The organism is Azospirillum agricola (assembly GCF_020005195.1).
GTDB classification, from domain to species: domain Bacteria; phylum Pseudomonadota; class Alphaproteobacteria; order Azospirillales; family Azospirillaceae; genus Azospirillum; species Azospirillum agricola.
This window is the reverse complement of the sequence record NZ_JAIFZR010000008.1, coordinates 44,950-59,966: the sequence shown is the minus strand read 5'-3', so window position 1 is coordinate 59,966 and position 15,017 is coordinate 44,950. Positions and strand designations below refer to the sequence as shown.

At 70.7% G+C, this 15,017-nt stretch carries 12 protein-coding genes; 10 read left to right on the top strand and 2 right to left on the bottom strand.

What is annotated here, in order from left to right:
• Window positions 1-2: 2 nt before the first annotated feature.
• Window positions 3-1,352 (bottom strand): sigma-54-dependent transcriptional regulator, encoded by a 1,350-nt coding sequence (locus tag JN22_RS32600; RefSeq protein WP_085558076.1) that lies wholly within the window; start codon window positions 1,350-1,352, stop codon window positions 3-5.
• A gap of 240 nt (window positions 1,353-1,592) precedes the next feature.
• Window positions 1,593-3,290 carry a bifunctional protein-serine/threonine kinase/phosphatase gene (locus JN22_RS32595; RefSeq protein ID WP_085558075.1) on the bottom strand — a complete coding sequence of 566 codons (1,698 nt, stop codon included), beginning with the start codon at window positions 3,288-3,290 and terminating at the stop codon, window positions 1,593-1,595.
• A gap of 426 nt (window positions 3,291-3,716) precedes the next feature.
• On the opposite strand from JN22_RS32595, the gene JN22_RS32590 reads away from it, so the two are divergent.
• The 10 genes from JN22_RS32590 (at window position 3,717) to kynA (ending at window position 14,964) form a co-directional block, all read left to right on the top strand.
• The gene (locus JN22_RS32590; protein ID WP_085558074.1) at window positions 3,717-4,925 is read left to right on the top strand and encodes a nitrate/nitrite transporter; all 1,209 of its coding nucleotides are present in this window, start codon (window positions 3,717-3,719) and stop codon (window positions 4,923-4,925) included.
• Window positions 4,926-5,110: 185 nt separating this feature from the next.
• Complete coding sequence (locus JN22_RS32585; protein ID WP_085558073.1) at window positions 5,111-7,462, top strand: bifunctional salicylyl-CoA 5-hydroxylase/oxidoreductase; 2,352 nt, start codon at window positions 5,111-5,113, stop codon at window positions 7,460-7,462.
• Window positions 7,459-8,262: an SDR family NAD(P)-dependent oxidoreductase gene (locus tag JN22_RS32580; protein WP_085558072.1), complete on the top strand. Its 804-nt coding sequence runs from the start codon at window positions 7,459-7,461 to the stop codon at window positions 8,260-8,262. The genes JN22_RS32585 and JN22_RS32580 overlap by 4 nt, the downstream gene beginning before the upstream one ends.
• Before the next feature lie 5 nt (window positions 8,263-8,267).
• Complete coding sequence (locus tag JN22_RS32575) at window positions 8,268-9,092, top strand: enoyl-CoA hydratase family protein (RefSeq protein ID WP_223678020.1); 825 nt, start codon at window positions 8,268-8,270, stop codon at window positions 9,090-9,092.
• A gap of 4 nt (window positions 9,093-9,096) precedes the next feature.
• Window positions 9,097-10,290, top strand: a complete 1,194-nt coding sequence (locus JN22_RS32570) for an acyl-CoA dehydrogenase family protein (protein WP_085558070.1) — start codon at window positions 9,097-9,099, stop codon at window positions 10,288-10,290.
• A 2-nt stretch (window positions 10,291-10,292) separates the two neighbouring features.
• Window positions 10,293-10,745, top strand: coding sequence for an acyl-CoA thioesterase (locus JN22_RS32565; protein WP_085558069.1), 453 nt, complete (start codon window positions 10,293-10,295; stop codon window positions 10,743-10,745).
• Entirely contained in the window at window positions 10,736-11,131 is a 396-nt protein-coding gene (locus JN22_RS32560; RefSeq protein WP_085558068.1) for a RidA family protein, read from the top strand. Before JN22_RS32565 ends, JN22_RS32560 begins: the two co-directional genes overlap by 10 nt.
• A 154-nt stretch (window positions 11,132-11,285) precedes the next feature.
• Window positions 11,286-12,911, top strand: coding sequence for a benzoate-CoA ligase family protein (locus tag JN22_RS32555; protein ID WP_085558067.1), 1,626 nt, complete (start codon window positions 11,286-11,288; stop codon window positions 12,909-12,911).
• Window positions 12,908-14,116: a kynureninase gene (kynU, locus tag JN22_RS32550; RefSeq protein WP_085558066.1), complete on the top strand. Its 1,209-nt coding sequence runs from the start codon at window positions 12,908-12,910 to the stop codon at window positions 14,114-14,116. Before JN22_RS32555 ends, kynU begins: the two co-directional genes overlap by 4 nt.
• Window positions 14,113-14,964 (top strand): tryptophan 2,3-dioxygenase, encoded by an 852-nt coding sequence (gene kynA, locus JN22_RS32545; protein WP_085558065.1) that lies wholly within the window; start codon window positions 14,113-14,115, stop codon window positions 14,962-14,964. The genes kynU and kynA overlap by 4 nt, the downstream gene beginning before the upstream one ends.
• Window positions 14,965-15,017 lie beyond the last annotated feature (53 nt).

Here is a 15,017-nt window from a genome sequence, read left to right as displayed (position 1 = left end):
GTTTACACCCCCCATTCGGCGCATTTCCGGTCGAGCGTCTTGCGCGACACGCCGAGCAGTTCGGCGGCACGCGTCTTGTTGCCGCCGCACTGGCCGAGCACCACCAGGATGTGGCGCTTCTCCACCTCGGCGAGCGGCAGCACGTTGGCGGGCGAGGGGGCCGGCGAGGAGAGCGCGCCCGCCGCGTGGCCGCCGCCGGCCGCGTTGTCCAGGTCGTTCAGCGGGAACTCGCCGAACAGCAGCGAGCGCTCGACGAAGTTGCGCAGTTCGCGCACGTTGCCCGGCCAGGAATGGGCCATCAGCGCCCGCGTCACCTCCGGCGTCACCGGCAGCGGCGGAACGGCGAGGCGGGCCGACAGGTGGCGCATGAACAGCGCCGTCAGTTCCGGCACGTCCATCGCCCGCTGGCGCAGCGGCGGGATGGTGAGGGTCATCACCTCCAGCCGGTAGAACAGGTCGGGGCGGAAGCGGCCCTGCCCAGCCTCGGCCTTCAGGTCGCGGTTGGTGGCCGTCACCAGCCGGACGTCGACCGGCACCTCCTGCTCGCTGCCGACCGGGCGGATGCGCCGTTCCTCCAGCACCCGCAGCAATTTGGATTGCAGGGTCAGCGACAGCTCGCCGATCTCGTCGAGGAACAGGGTGCCGCCATGGGCGTAGTAGAACAGCCCCTTGCGCGACTCCTTCGCCCCGGTGAAGGCGCCCTTGGCGTGGCCGAACAGCTCGGCCTCGATCAGGTCGGCGGAGATGGCGGCGCAGTTCACCGCGACGAAGGGGTGGGCGGCGCGGTTGGAGTATTCGTGAAGGGCGCGGGCAACCAGCTCCTTGCCGACGCCGGACTCGCCTTGGATCAGCACGGTGGAGGGGGTCGGCGCCACGCGCCGCACCAGCGTCCGCAGCCGGGTCATCGAGTCCGACTGGCCGACGATCTCCTCGCGCCCGCTCTCGCGCGAGGAGAGCTGGCGGCGCAGCACGAAATTCTCGCGGGTCAGCCGCGCGCGCTCGATGCAGCGGTCGATGGAGTTGAGGATCTGCTCGATGCGGAAGGGCTTCAGCACGAAATCGGCGGCGCCGGAGCGCAGGGCGTCGATGGCGGTGTTCATGTCGGCGAAGGCGGTGATCAGGATCACCTCGCCGGCGAAGCCGGTGCCGACCAGCTCCTTCAGCCAGTCGAGGCCCGACCGGCCCGGCAGCGCGATGTCGAGGATCACCAGATCGACATGCGCGCGCTCCAGCACGCGGGCGCCGTCCTCGGCGCTGCCGGCGGTCTCGACCCGCCAGCCGCGCCGGGCGAGCGCGCGCGACAGGAAGCTGCGCATGCCCTCCTCGTCGTCCACCACCAGCACGGACGGCATGGCGGGAGATTCCACGGGATCGGCGTTGTCGGAGGGGAAGAGGTCAGGGGGCACGGTGATGCGCGTCGCGGGACGGTGACGGGTGCCCGGAGAAAACGACCCGGCCGGAGCGGGGCAAGCCTCCGGACGATGCCGGAAGACTATCGCGGATCGGTCATCCCGCACCAGCGAGAAGGCGCCGCCGCGGCGGGCGGGTTGCTCCATGCGACCGTATGACGCGCCGTCCGCTCAACTGCCCGCTCAGCCACGCGTCAGCAGCGCCAGCACCGCGCACAGCAGCGCCGCCGACACGCATTGCCAGACCAGGACCGGGTTGCGCTCGTAGAGCGGTCGTCTGCGGACGATCTCCGGCCGGCCGTGCGCCAGCGCGTTCTCCAGCTCCTGCGCGAACTCGATGACGTCGCCGAAGCGGTCGGCCGGGGCAGGGGACAGCGCCCGCGCCAGAATCTGGTCGAACCAGGCCGGGACGTCGCCGCGCCCGCGCGCCAGCGGAACGGGCTTGCCGAAGCGCGGGCGGGAGAAGGGCTCGACCTCGCCGTAGGGATAGCCGCCGCCGCTGAGCGCGCGGTGGATGGTGACGGCCAGTGCGAACTGGTCGGAGCGTTCGTCGCCCGCCGATCCGGCGAACAGCTCCGGCGCCATGTAGCTGGGGGTGCCCGGCACGTCGGCGGTCGGGAACTCCTCGAGCTGCGGCAGCCGGGCGACGCCGAGGTCGATCAGCGTCAGGCGGCCGCCCCGCCCCAGGATGATGTTGTCCGGCTTGATGTCGCGGTGGATGATGCCGGCCCGGTGCAGCGCCGACAGGGCGCGCGCCAGCGTGATGGCGATCTCCACCCCCTCCGCCAGGGTCAGGGACGGCTTGCGGCGCAGCCGCTGCTCCAGCGTCTCGCCCTCGTAATGGGGCATGACGGTGTAGAGCCGGGTCTGCCGGCCCGGCGGCAGTTCGATCACCTCGCCGACCCAGGGGCTGCGCACCCGTGCCGCGACCCAGGCCTCGCGGACGAAGGCGAGCCGGAAGGTCTTGTCGGCGGCGACCTCGGGCTGCGGGAACTTGATGACGACCGCGCGCCCGTCCTCCAGGTTCGTCGCCCGGAAAAGCCGGCTGTAGCGCCCGTCCGACAGCGGAGCGTCCAGCCGGAAACCGTCCAGCTCCTCGCCGGCCGCCGGAGGAGCGAGGATCGGCAGGTTGGCGGCGACGCTTTCCAGCTCGGTGTGTTCGACGGCGGGCAGCCCGACGATGTCGACGACGACGGCGCTGGCGTTGTCACTGCTGCCGGCGTCGAGGGCGGTGTCGACGATCAGCCGGGCCGCCGTCTCCGGCGTGTCCCGCCGCATCAGCAGGCTGCGGAGGGCAACGTCGGTCAGAGTCCCGTGCACGCCGTTGCTGCACAGCAGGAAACGGTCGTGCAGGCGCAACGGGTGAACGCCGTAGTCCAGCCGCACCGCCTCCTCGATGCCGAGTCCGCGGTAGAGGACATGGGCGTGGTCGGGCCGGTTCAGCGTGTGGTCCTCGGTCAGGCGGGTGAGCTGGCCGTCGCTCAGCCGGTAGACCCGGCTGTCGCCGACATGCAGGACATGCGCGTTGCGGTGCCGCAGGATCAGGCACGCGAAGGTCGAGGCCATGTTCTCCAGCGTCGGGTCGGCCCGCCCTTGCGCGACGATCCAGCGGTTGACCGCCTCGATCACCCGCGCCGCGGCGCGCTGGACGCCGAGCGGCTCCGGTTGGGCGTAATAGCCGTCGATGAAGGTGCGCACCGCCAGCTCGGCCGCGATGCGGCCGCCCTTGGCGCCGCCGACCCCGTCGGCCAGCGCCGCGACGATGCCCTGGCGGACCCGCCGGCCCGGCGAGGCGAGGCAGACCCCGGCGTAGTCCTCGTTGCGCGGACGCCGCCCGGTGTCGGAGGCGATGCCGAACTGAACCTGCAACGAACCGTTCATCGGACGACCGGCTCCATTCCTTGGGATGAGGGGACGGGTGGGAAGAGCCCTTGTGCACGCGGAGTGCCACGGCGTTTCCAAGGGTTGGCGCCCCTCGGGCCGCCAAGCCCGGCGGCTCGCGCCCATTCGGTGGGCAATAAGGCAGGGTGCGCCAAAGAAATAAGCACTTAAGGACGGAATGGTTCGGCCGGAGCCAATCCAAAGTCTCTTCTCCCGAGGGCTTTTGCAGATGCGAAAGGATGGCCCAACTCTTGCGAAGGGACGAGCGGATGACGTGGGCCCCTCCAAAGGCGGAGACGACGGCCCGCCACGGGACCAAAGCCACGCGGCCAACGATGGTCCGTCGGTCGGTCGGATCATCGTTTCCGGACGGCGCGCCGCCGCGCGCGGCCCGCTTCCGGAAGCCGTCAACATTTGGGAGTTCGCATGAAGACGGGCTTTTTGAAGGCGGGGCACCTGCCGACGCTGTTCGCTGCGTTCCTTTATTTCGACCTCAGCTTCATGGTGTGGGTGATCCTGGGGCCGCTGGGCGTGCAGGTCGCCCAGGATCTCGGGCTGTCCCCCGCCCAGAAGGGCTTGATGGTGGCGACGCCGGTGCTGGCCGGCGCGCTGCTGCGCATGGTCAACGGCGTTCTGGTCGATCACCTGAAGCCGAAGCTGACCGGAACCCTGTGCCAGCTCGTGGTGATCGCCGGGCTGCTGGCCGCCTGGCACTTCGGCATCCACAGCTTCACCCAGGTCATCCTGCTGGGCGTCGTGCTCGGCGTCGCCGGGGCGTCCTTCGCGGTGGCGCTGCCGCTCGCCTCGCGCTGGTACCCGCCGGAGCATCAGGGAACCGCGCTCGGCATCGCCGGGGCCGGCAATTCGGGCACCGCGCTGGCCGCGCTGTTCGCGCCGTCGCTGGCGCTGATCTTCGGCTGGAACAACGTGCTCGGCCTCGCCGCCATCCCGCTGGCGGCGACGCTGGTCGTCTACCTGATCCTTGCCAGGAACAGCCCGGACTGCCCGGCGCCGAAGCCGCTGCTCAGCTATCTCCAGGTGCTGAAGATGGGCGACGCCTGGTGGTTCATGTTCTTCTACAGCGTCACTTTCGGCGGCTTCGTCGGGCTGGCCTCGTCGTTGACCATCTATTTCAACGACCAGTACGGGTTGAGCGCGGTCACCGCCGGCTATTTCACCGCGGCCTGCGTCTTCGCCGGGTCGCTGGTCCGTCCGCTGGGCGGCGCCATGGCCGACCGGGTCGGCGGGATCCGCACGCTGACGATGATGTACATGGTCGCCGCCGCCGCGCTGATCGTCATCAGCTTCGGCCTGCCGACCGCCTGGGCGGCTCTGGCCGTGTTCGTGGTCGCCATGCTGGCGCTCGGCATGGGCAACGGCGCGGTGTTCCAGTTGGTGCCGCAGCGCTTCCGGCGCGAGATCGGCGTGATGACCGGGCTGGTCGGCATGACCGGCGGGATCGGCGGCTTCTACCTCGCCTCCAGCCTCGGCTACGCCAAGCAGATGTTCGGCAATTATCAGGCGGGCTTCCTGGTCTTCGCCCTGCTGGCGCTGCTGGCCCTGGTCGGGCTGACCGGCATCAAGGGTCGCTGGCGGACGACCTGGGGCGCGGCGGCGCTGGGTGCCCGCATCTGACCGTTTGAGCGTTCCCGCCCGTTTCTCCAAGCAAGCCGGTGCCCCCGATCCCGCAAGGCCAAGCGGGGTCGGGGCATCGCCATTCCTACGGTCCGATCGCCCGGAGGAATTTGACGGCTATATATTTTAATGCTAAAACATCAGTATCGCCGACAAACAAGGCGGGCGGCGGGAAGGAGGGAGGCGTGCGCATCGTCTGCATAGGCGGCGGTCCGGCCGGACTCTATTTCGGGCTGCTGATGAAGAAGCTGCACCCGGCGCACGCCGTGACCGTGGTGGAGCGCAACCGTCCCTACGACACCTTCGGCTGGGGCGTGGTCTTCTCCGACGCGACCATGCAGGGGATGACGCTGTGGGACGCCGAGACGGCGGCGGCGATCGAGCGGTCCTTCAACCATTGGGACGACATCGAGGTCCGCATCAAGGGCCGCCGCATGCGCACCACCGGCCACGGCTTCGTCGGCATCGGCCGCAAGACGCTGCTGAACATCCTGCAACGGCGCTGCGAGGATCTCGGCGTCGAACTGCTGTTCGAGCGCGAGGTCGAGTCCGACCTGGAGTTTCCCGACGCCGACCTGATCGTCGCCTGCGATGGCGTCAATTCCCGCATCCGCAACCGCTACACGGACGTCTTCCGGCCCGACATGGTGGTGCGGCCCAACCGCTACGTCTGGCTCGGCACCGGGAAGCGGTTCGACGCCTTCACCTTCGACTTCCGCAGGACCGGCCACGGCTGGTTCCAGGCGCACATCTACAAGTTCGACGACCGGACCTCGACCTTCATCGTCGAGACGACCGAGGAGACTTTCCGGGCGCACGGGCTGGACACGGCCGATCAGGCCGCCTCGATCGCCTTCTGCGAGGACATCTTCGCCGAGACGCTGGAGGGCGCGCCGCTGCTGTCCAACGCGCGGCACGCGCGCGGCTCCTCCTGGCTCAACTTCAACCGGCTGGTCTGCGGCGCCTGGAGCCATTTCAACGGAAACAGCCACGTCGTGCTGATGGGCGACGCGGCGCACACCGCGCATTTCGCCATCGGGTCGGGCACCAAGCTGGCGGTGGACGACGCCATCGAATTGGCCCGCCAGTTCGAGACGCTCGGCCATGACGCCGACCGCATCCCGGCGGTGCTCGCCGCCTACGAGGACGTGCGGCGGGTCGATGTGGCGCGCATCCAGAACGCGGCGCGCAACGCGATGGAGTGGTTCGAGGTCGCCGGCAGCCGCTACGCCGACCGGCTGGAGCCCGAGCAGTTCATGTACTCGATGCTGACCCGCTCGCAGCGGATCAGCCACGAGAATCTGCGGCTGCGCGACAAGGCGTGGCTGGAAGGGTACGAGCGCTGGTTCGCCGGCCGCGCCGTTTCGGACGGTGCCGGGACGAACGGCGCCGGCACCGAAGAGCGGGCGCCGCCGCCGATGCTCACGCCGCTGCGGCTGCGCGGGGTGACGCTGCCCAACCGCGTCGTCGTCTCGCCGATGGCGATGTATTCGGCCGAGGAGGGCGTGCCCGGCGACTTCCATCTGGTCCATCTCGGGTCGCGCGCCCTGGGCGGCGCCGGGCTGGTGTTCGGCGAGATGACCTGCGTGTCGCCCGACGCCCGCATCACCCCCGGCTGCGCCGGCCTGTGGACCGAGGCGCAGGCGGCGGCCTGGGCGCGCATCGCCGCCTTCATCCACGGCAATTCCGACGCCAAATTCGCCATCCAGCTCGGCCATGCCGGGCGCAAGGGGGCGACACGGCGGGCCTGGGAGGGCATCGACCAGCCGCTCGACGCGGCGGAGGCGTGGCCGCTGATCTCGGCCTCGGCGCTGCGCTATCTCCCGCAGTCGGCGCTGCCGCGTGCCATGGACCGGAGCGACATGGAGCGGGTGATCGCGGAGTTCCGCAACGCGGCGGCGCTGGCGGCACGGACCGGCGCTGATTTGTTGGAGCTGCACTGCGCCCATGGCTATCTGCTGTCGAGCTTCCTGTCGCCGCTGACCAACCGGCGCACCGATGACTTCGGCGGCCCGCACGCGAACCGGGCGCGCTTCCCGCTGGAGGTCTTCCATGCCGTTCGCGCCGCCTGGCCGGAGGACCGGCCGCTGTCGGTGCGCCTGTCCTGCCACGACTGGACCGACGGCGGCAACACCCCCGACGACGCCGTTGTCTTCGCCCGGCTGTTCAAGGAGGCCGGGGCCGACCTGATCGACTGCTCGTCGGGACAGGTGATGGCGGACGATGCGCCGGTCTATGGCCGGATGTACCAGACCCCCTTTTCCGACCGCATCCGCAACGAGGTCGGCATCCCGACCGTCGCGGTCGGCGCGATTTCGGAGGCCGACCACGTCAACTCGATCATTGCCGCCGGGCGGGCCGATCTCTGCGCCATCGCCCGGCCGCATCTGGCCGACCCGGCCTGGACCCTGCACGAGGCGGCAAGGATCGGCGTGACCGACCTGCCCTGGCCGAAGCAATACCGCTCGGGCAAGACCCAGTTCGAGACCAACCTCGCCCGCGCGGCGGTGACCACGGCGGGGGGGCGTTCGTCATGACGGCCGGGATGCTCGACGGGCGCCACGCCCTGGTGACCGGCGCCGGCAGCGGCATCGGCCGTGCCGTCGCCCTGGCGCTGGCGGCGGCCGGGGCGCGGGTCAGCCTCGCCGGCCGCCGGCCGGAGCCGCTGCGGGAGGTCGCCGAACAGATCGGCGCGGGTCAAACGGGCGGGGCGCGCGCCCTGGCGCTGCCCGGCTTCGACGTCACCGACCGCGCGGCCATCGACGGCGGGCTGGCCGACGCGCGCGCCGCCTTCGGCCCGCTCGACATCCTGGTCAACAACGCCGGGGAGGCGCCGAGCGCGCCCTTCGAGGCCACCGACGCCGCCCTCTGGGCCCATGTGCTGGCCGTCGATCTGACGGGGGTGTTCCAGGTGACGCAGGCGGTCCTTCCCGACCTGAAGGCGCGCGGCGCCGGGGGGCGCGTCGTCACCGTCGCCTCGACCGCCGGGCTGGCCGGCTACCCCTACGTCTCCGCCTATTGCGCGGCCAAGCACGGCGCCGTCGGGCTGATGCGCGCGCTGGCGGTGGAGTTCGCCCGCAGCGGCGTCACCTTCAACGCGGTCTGTCCCGGCTTCACCGACACGCCGCTGCTCGACGGGGCGATCCGCACCATCACCGCCAAGACCGGCCGCACGGCGGAGCAGGCCGCCGCCAGCTTGACCCGCGCCAATCCGCAAGGCCGCCTGATCCGCCCGGAGGAGGTCGCCGCGACCGTGCTGTGGCTGGTCTCGCCGGGGGCGGCCTCGATCAACGGGCAGGCGGTCGCCGTCGACGGCGGCGAAATGGCAGGAGGATGACCCGCATGCAGAAGCGCCCCTTCAAGGACCGCACGGCCGAGCATGTCCTGTTCGAGACCAGCGACGACGGCCGGGTCGCCACCGTCCGGCTCAACCGTCCGGACCGCAAGAACCCGCTGACCTTCGACAGCTACGCCGAACTGCGCGACCTGTTCCGCGATCTCGTTTATGCCTCGGACGTGCGCTCGGTGGTGCTGACCGGGGCGGGCGGCAACTTCTCCTCCGGCGGCGACGTCTTCGAGATCATCGAGCCGCTGACCCGCATGGCGATGCCGGAGCTGCTGGCCTTCACCCGCATGACCGGCGACGTCGTCAAGGCGATGCGCGCCTGCCCGCAGCCCATCGTCGCGGCCATCGACGGGGTGTGCGCCGGGGCGGGGGCGATCCTGGCGATGGCGTCGGACCTGCGGCTGGCGACGCCGCGCGCCAGGACCGCCTTCCTGTTCACCCGCGTCGGTCTGGCCGGCGCCGACATGGGCGCCTGCGGCATCCTGCCCCGAATCATCGGCCAGGGCCGCGCCGCCGAGTTGCTGTTCACCGGCCGCGCCATGAGCGCCGAGGAGGGGGCGGCCTGGGGCTTCCACAACCGGCTGGTCCCGCCGGAGTCCCTGGAGGAGGAGGCGCTGGCGCTGGCCCGCTCGCTGGCCGACGGCCCCTGCTTCGCCCACGGCATGACCAAGACGATGCTGAACCAGGAATGGGCGATGGGCATCGACGCGCTGATCGAATCGGAGGCGCAGGCGCAGGCCATCTGCATGGCGACCAACGACTTCCGCCGCGCCTTCGAGGCCTTCGCCGCGAAGACCACGCCGGTTTTCAAGGGGGATTGAGGCCGTGACCGTCCAACCCTTTCCCGATTCCGGAAACGGGCCGTCCCGCGACCACCTCGACTGGCCCTTCTTCGATCCCGGACACCGGGCCTTCGCTGAACAGCTTAACGGCTTCGTGCGCTCGGGCGGGTTGGCGGGCATCGACCATGCCGACACCGACGCCGCCTGCGCGGCGCTGGCGCGGCGGCTCGGCGAGGCCGGGCTGCTCGATTCCTGCGTCGCCTCGGAAGCGCCGGGCGCCCCGCCCATCGATTCCCGCCGCGTCTGTCTGGCGCGCGAGACGCTGGCCTGGCATGACGGGCTCGCCGATTTCGCCTTCGCCATGCAGGGGCTCGGCACCGGGGCGGTCGGGTTGGCGGGCTCGCCGGCGCTGAAGGCCGCCGTGCTGCCCAAGGTGCGCAGCGGCGAGTGGCTGGCCGCCTTCGCCCTGTCGGAGGCGGACGCCGGCTCCGACGTCGCCGCCATGGCCTGCACCGCCCGCGCCGACGGCGACGGCTATGTCCTGGACGGCGAGAAGACCTGGATTTCCAACGGCGGCATCGCCGGGGTCTACACCGTCTTCGCCCGCAGCGGCGAGGCGCCCGGCACGCGTGGCATCTCGGCCTTCGTCGTCCTTGCCGACGATCCGGGCTTCTCGGTGGTCGAGCGGATCGAGGTGATGGCACCGCACCCGCTGGCGACGATCCGCTTCGAGAACTGCCGCATCCCGGCGGATCGCCGTCTTGGGCTCCCCGGCGAGGGTTTCAAGATCGCCATGCGCACGCTCGACGTCTTCCGCGCCTCGGTGGCGGCGGCGGCGCTCGGCTTCGCCCGCCGGGCGCTCGACGAGGCGCTGGCCCACGCCAGGGGCCGCCGGATGTTCGGCGGGACGCTGGCCGACCTGCAACTGACCCAGGCGGCGCTCGGCACGATGGCGACCGGCATCGACGCCGCCGCGCTGCTGACCTGCCGCGCGGCGTGGCGGCGCGACGTCCAGAAGCTGCCGACGACGCGCGAAGCCGCGATGGCCAAGATGACGGCGACTGAGACGGCGCAGGCGGTGATCGACCGCGCCGTGCAGATGTTCGGCGGGCGCGGCGTGCGCTCGGGCGAGACCGTGGAGCGGCTCTACCGCGAGATTCGCGCCCTGCGCATCTACGAGGGCGCCACCGAGGTGCAGACGCTGATCGTCGCCCGCGAATTGCTGAAGGAGGCGTGACCATGGCGGCTCTCGTCACCGGGCGTGACTTCGTCACCGAACGCATCGTCCGCTTCGCCGACTGCGACCCGGCCGGCATCGTCTATTTTCCACGCTGCTTCGATCTGCTGAACGGGGTGGTCGAGGATTGGTGGGCGGCGATGGATTTCCCTTGGCGGGTGACCATCACGGAGCGCCGCGTCGGCCTGCCGACGGCGGCGCTGACGGCGACCTTCGTCGCCCCCTCCTTCCTCGGGGAGCGGCTGACCTGCCGGCTGTCGGTGGCGCGCATCGGCCGCTCCTCGGCGGAACTGCGCCACACGGTCGGCGTCGGCGATTCCCCGCGCTTCCGCGCCGCGCAGTCGGTGGTCTGCACCTCGCTGGAAACCCACGCGGCGCAACCCTGGCCGGACGATCTGCGCGCGGCGATGACCGCTTACCTCGACCCTTCGGCGGGAGACGCCTCATGCACATGATCCTTCAGCCCGAGGGCTGGGCCAAGCCGGTCGGCTACGCCAACGGAATCGCCGCGCGCGGCCGGCTGGTCTTCGTCGGCGGCCAGATCGGCTGGAACGCGGCCTGCGAATTCGAGACCGACGATTTCGTCGGACAGGTCCGCCAGACCCTGGAGAACGTCGTCGCCGTGCTGGCCGAGGCCGGCGCCGGGCCGGAGCATGTCACCAGCATGACCTGGTATTTCACTGACAGGACCGACTATCTCACCAACCGCAAGGCGATCGGCGCCGTCTACCGCGCGGTGATGGGCAACCATTACCCGGCCATCGCCGCCGTCCAGGTCGCGGCGCTGGTCGAGGATCGCGCCAGGATCGAGATCCAGGCCCAGGCGGTGGTGCCGGACTGACCGGCGCTTCCGCCCCGGTCCGGCCGCGATACGGAAATTTCAATCTTAAAAATTCTATAGTTGAAACCAGTTTTCGGCGGGATCATCATCGTTCTACGGCCCTGCCCACGACTGCCCACGACTGCCCGCGACTCCGTGCGAGAGGAGTGACGCCATGCTTGGACCGACCGCGCACACCGACAGCTTCACACGGGACAATCTGCCGCCGCCGGGGCTGCTGCCGGATTTCCTCCTCGACGGCTTCGCCTATCCGGAGCGCCTGAACGCGGCGGTCGAGCTGACCGACCGCATGGTGGAGAAGGGCTTCGGCGACCATGTCGCGTTGATCGGCAACGGCCGGCGCCGCACCTACAAGGAACTCGCCGACTGGACCAACCGCCTCGCCCACGCGCTGGTCGAGGATTACGGGGTGCGGCCGGGCAACCGGGTGCTGATCCGTTCCGCCAACAACCCGGCGCTGGTCGCCTGCTGGCTGGCGGCGACCAAGGCCGGGGCGGTGGTGGTCAACACCATGCCGATGCTGCGCAGCGGCGAGCTGGCCAAGATCGTCGACAAGGCGGAGATCGGACTCGCCCTCTGCGACACCCGCCTGATGGCGGACTTGCAGGATTGCGCGGCCGGCAGCCGGTTCCTGAAACGGGTGGTCGGTTTCGACGGGACGGCCAACCACGACGCGGAACTTGACCGCGCGGCGCTCGACAAGCCGGTGCGCTTCCAGGCGGTGGACACCGGGCGCGACGACGTGGCGCTGCTCGCCTTCACCTCCGGCACCACCGGCCAGCCGAAGGCGACGATGCATTTCCACCGCGACCTGCTGATCGTCGCCGACGGCTACGCGCGCGAGGTGCTGGGGGTGACGCCGGACGACGTCTTCGTCGGCTCGCCGCCGCTGGCCTTCACCTTCGGGCTCGGCGGGCTGGCGATCTTCCCGCTGCGCTTCGGCGCGACGGCGACCCTGCTGGAGACGGCGTCGCCGCCCAACATGATCGCCATCATCCAGACCTACAAGGCGACCGTCTGCTTCACCGCCCCCACCGCCTACCTCGCCATGCTGGCGGCGATGGAGGGCGGGGCCGACCTGTCGAGCCTGCGTGTCGCCGTCTCGGCCGGGGAGACGCTGCCGGCCCCGGTGTTCCACCGCTGGATGGAGAAGACCGGCAAGCCGATCCTCGACGGCATCGGCTCCACCGAGATGCTGCACATCTTCCTCACCAACCGCTTCGGCGACGCCACGGCGGGGGCGACCGGCCGGCCGGTCGGCGGCTACGAGGCGAGGATCGTCGATGCCGACATGGCGGAGGTTCCGCGCGGCACCATCGGCCGGCTGGCGGTGCGCGGCCCGACCGGCTGCCGCTATCTCGCCGACGCCCGGCAAGCCGATTACGTGCGCGGCGGCTGGAACCTGACCGGCGACAGCTTCGTGCAGGACGAGGACGGAGTCTTCCACTTCGCCGCGCGGTCGGACGACATGATCATCTCGTCGGGCTACAACATCGCCGGGCCGGAGGTCGAGGCGGCGCTGCTGGCGCACGCCGACGTGCTGGAATGCGGGGTGATCGGCGTGCCGGACGAGGCGCGCGGCCAGATCGTCGAGGCGTATGTCGTGCTGGCGGCCGGCGTCGCCCCGGACGGCGCCACCGTCCTGCGTTTGCAGGAGCACGTCAAGCAGACCATCGCCCCCTACAAATACCCGCGCTCGGTGAGGTTCGTGGAATCGCTTCCGCGCACCGCCACCGGCAAGCTCCAGCGCTTCCGCCTGCGCGAACAGGAGCAGGCATGACCGACTTCACCCAAACCGATTTCAAGGGAACGCGCGCGCTCTTCCGGATTCCCGAGGGGGTGATCTACCTCGATGGCAACTCGCTGGGGCCGCTGCCGGCCGGCGTCGAGCAGCGGGTCGCCCGCACGCTGGCCGAGGAATGGGGCACGCGGCTGATCCGCGGCTGGAACGATGCCGGCTGGATGACGCAGCCGGGCCGCGTCGGCGACCGCGTCGCCCGGCTGATCGGCGCCCCGCCGGGCAGCGTGGTGATGGGCGACACCCTGTCGATCAAGATCCACCAGGCGCTGGCGGCGGCGCTGGCGCTGAATCCGGATCGCCGCGTGATCCTGTCGGACACCGGCAACTTCCCGACCGACCTCTACATGGCCGAGGGGCTGATCGCCACGCTCGGCCAGGGCCACCGGCTGGAGCTGGTCGAGCCCGAGGCGGTGGAGGCCGCCATTGACGACCACGTCGCCGTGCTGATGTTGACCGAGGTGGATTACCGCAGCGGCCGGAAACACGACATGGCGGTGCTGACCGCCCGCGCCCACGCCGCCGGAGCCCTGACCGTCTGGGATCTCGCCCATTCGGCCGGCGCCTTGCCGGTCGACCTCGCCGCCGCCGGCGCCGACTTCGCGGCGGGCTGCACCTACAAGTACCTGAACGGCGGGCCGGGAGCGCCGGCCTTCATCTACGTGGCGCCGCGCCACGCCGACGCGGCCCGTCCGGCGCTGTCCGGCTGGATGGGGCACGCGGCGCCCTTCGCCTTCGACCCCTCCTACCGGCCCGGCGCCGGGGTGGAGCGGATGCGGGTCGGCACGCCGCCGGTGATCGCGCTGGCGGCGCTCGACGCGGCGCTCGACGTCTGGGACGGGGTCGACATGGCCGACATCCGCCGGCAGTCCATCGCGCTGTGCGACCTTTTCATCACGGAGGTGGAGGCGCGTTGCCCCGAGCTGGCCCTGGCCTCGCCGCGCGACGGCGCCCGGCGCGGCAGCCAGGTGTCCTTCCGCCACCCGCAGGGCTACGCCATTATGCGGGCGCTGATCGACCGTGGCGTGATCGGCGACTTCCGCGCGCCCGACATCCTGCGCTTCGGCATCACGCCGCTCTACATCGGCGCCGACGAACTGCGCGCCGCCGTAGCCGTGCTGGAGACGGTCCTGGCCGGCCGGCTGTGGGACCGCCCCGACTATCACCGCAAGGCGACCGTGACATGAGCGACCCTGAGCAGTCCTGTCCCTATGATCCCGCGGCCGAGGGCGCGCAGATGGCGTTCGACGGACGCATGTCCTACGGCGACTATCTCCAGCTCGACCGCATTCTCGACGCCCAACGCCCGCGCTCGACGGCCCATGACGAGATGCTGTTCATCATCCAGCACCAGACCTCGGAGCTGTGGATGCGGCTGGCGGTCTACGAGATCCGCGCCGCGCGCGACGCCATCCGCGACGACCGGCTGTCGCCCGCCTTCAAGATGCTGAGCCGCGTCTCGCGCGTCTTCGAGCAGCTCAACTCCGCCTGGGACGTGTTGCGCACAATGACGCCCAGCGAATACACCAAGTTCCGCGGCGATCTCGGCCAGTCCTCGGGCTTCCAGTCGCACCAGTACCGCGAGATCGAGTATCTGCTCGGCAACCGCAACAGGGCGATGCTGCGGCCCCACGAGCACCGGCCGGAGATCCGGGCGCGGCTGGAGGAGGAGCTGACGCGGCCGAGCCTGTACGACGAGGCGCTGCGCCTGCTCGCCCGCAACGGCATTCCCGTGCCGGCGGAGGTGCTGGAGCGCGACGTGTCGCAAACCCACCGGCCGCAAGACGGCGTGACGGAGAGCTGGCGGATCGTCTACCAGGATCCGGACCGCCACTGGCCGCTCTACGAGCTGGCCGAGAAGCTGGTCGACTTTGAGGATTACTTTCGCCGGTGGCGCTTCAACCACGTCACCACGGTGGAGCGGATCATCGGCTTCAAGCGGGGGACCGGCGGCACCGGCGGCGTCCCCTATCTGCGCAACATGCTGGCGGTCGAGCTGTTCCCGGAGCTCTGGCGGGTCCGCACCGTGCTGTAGGGCAGGGGCTTCCTCCCCCCTCGACATCGGGCGGCGGACACGGGAGAGTGCCG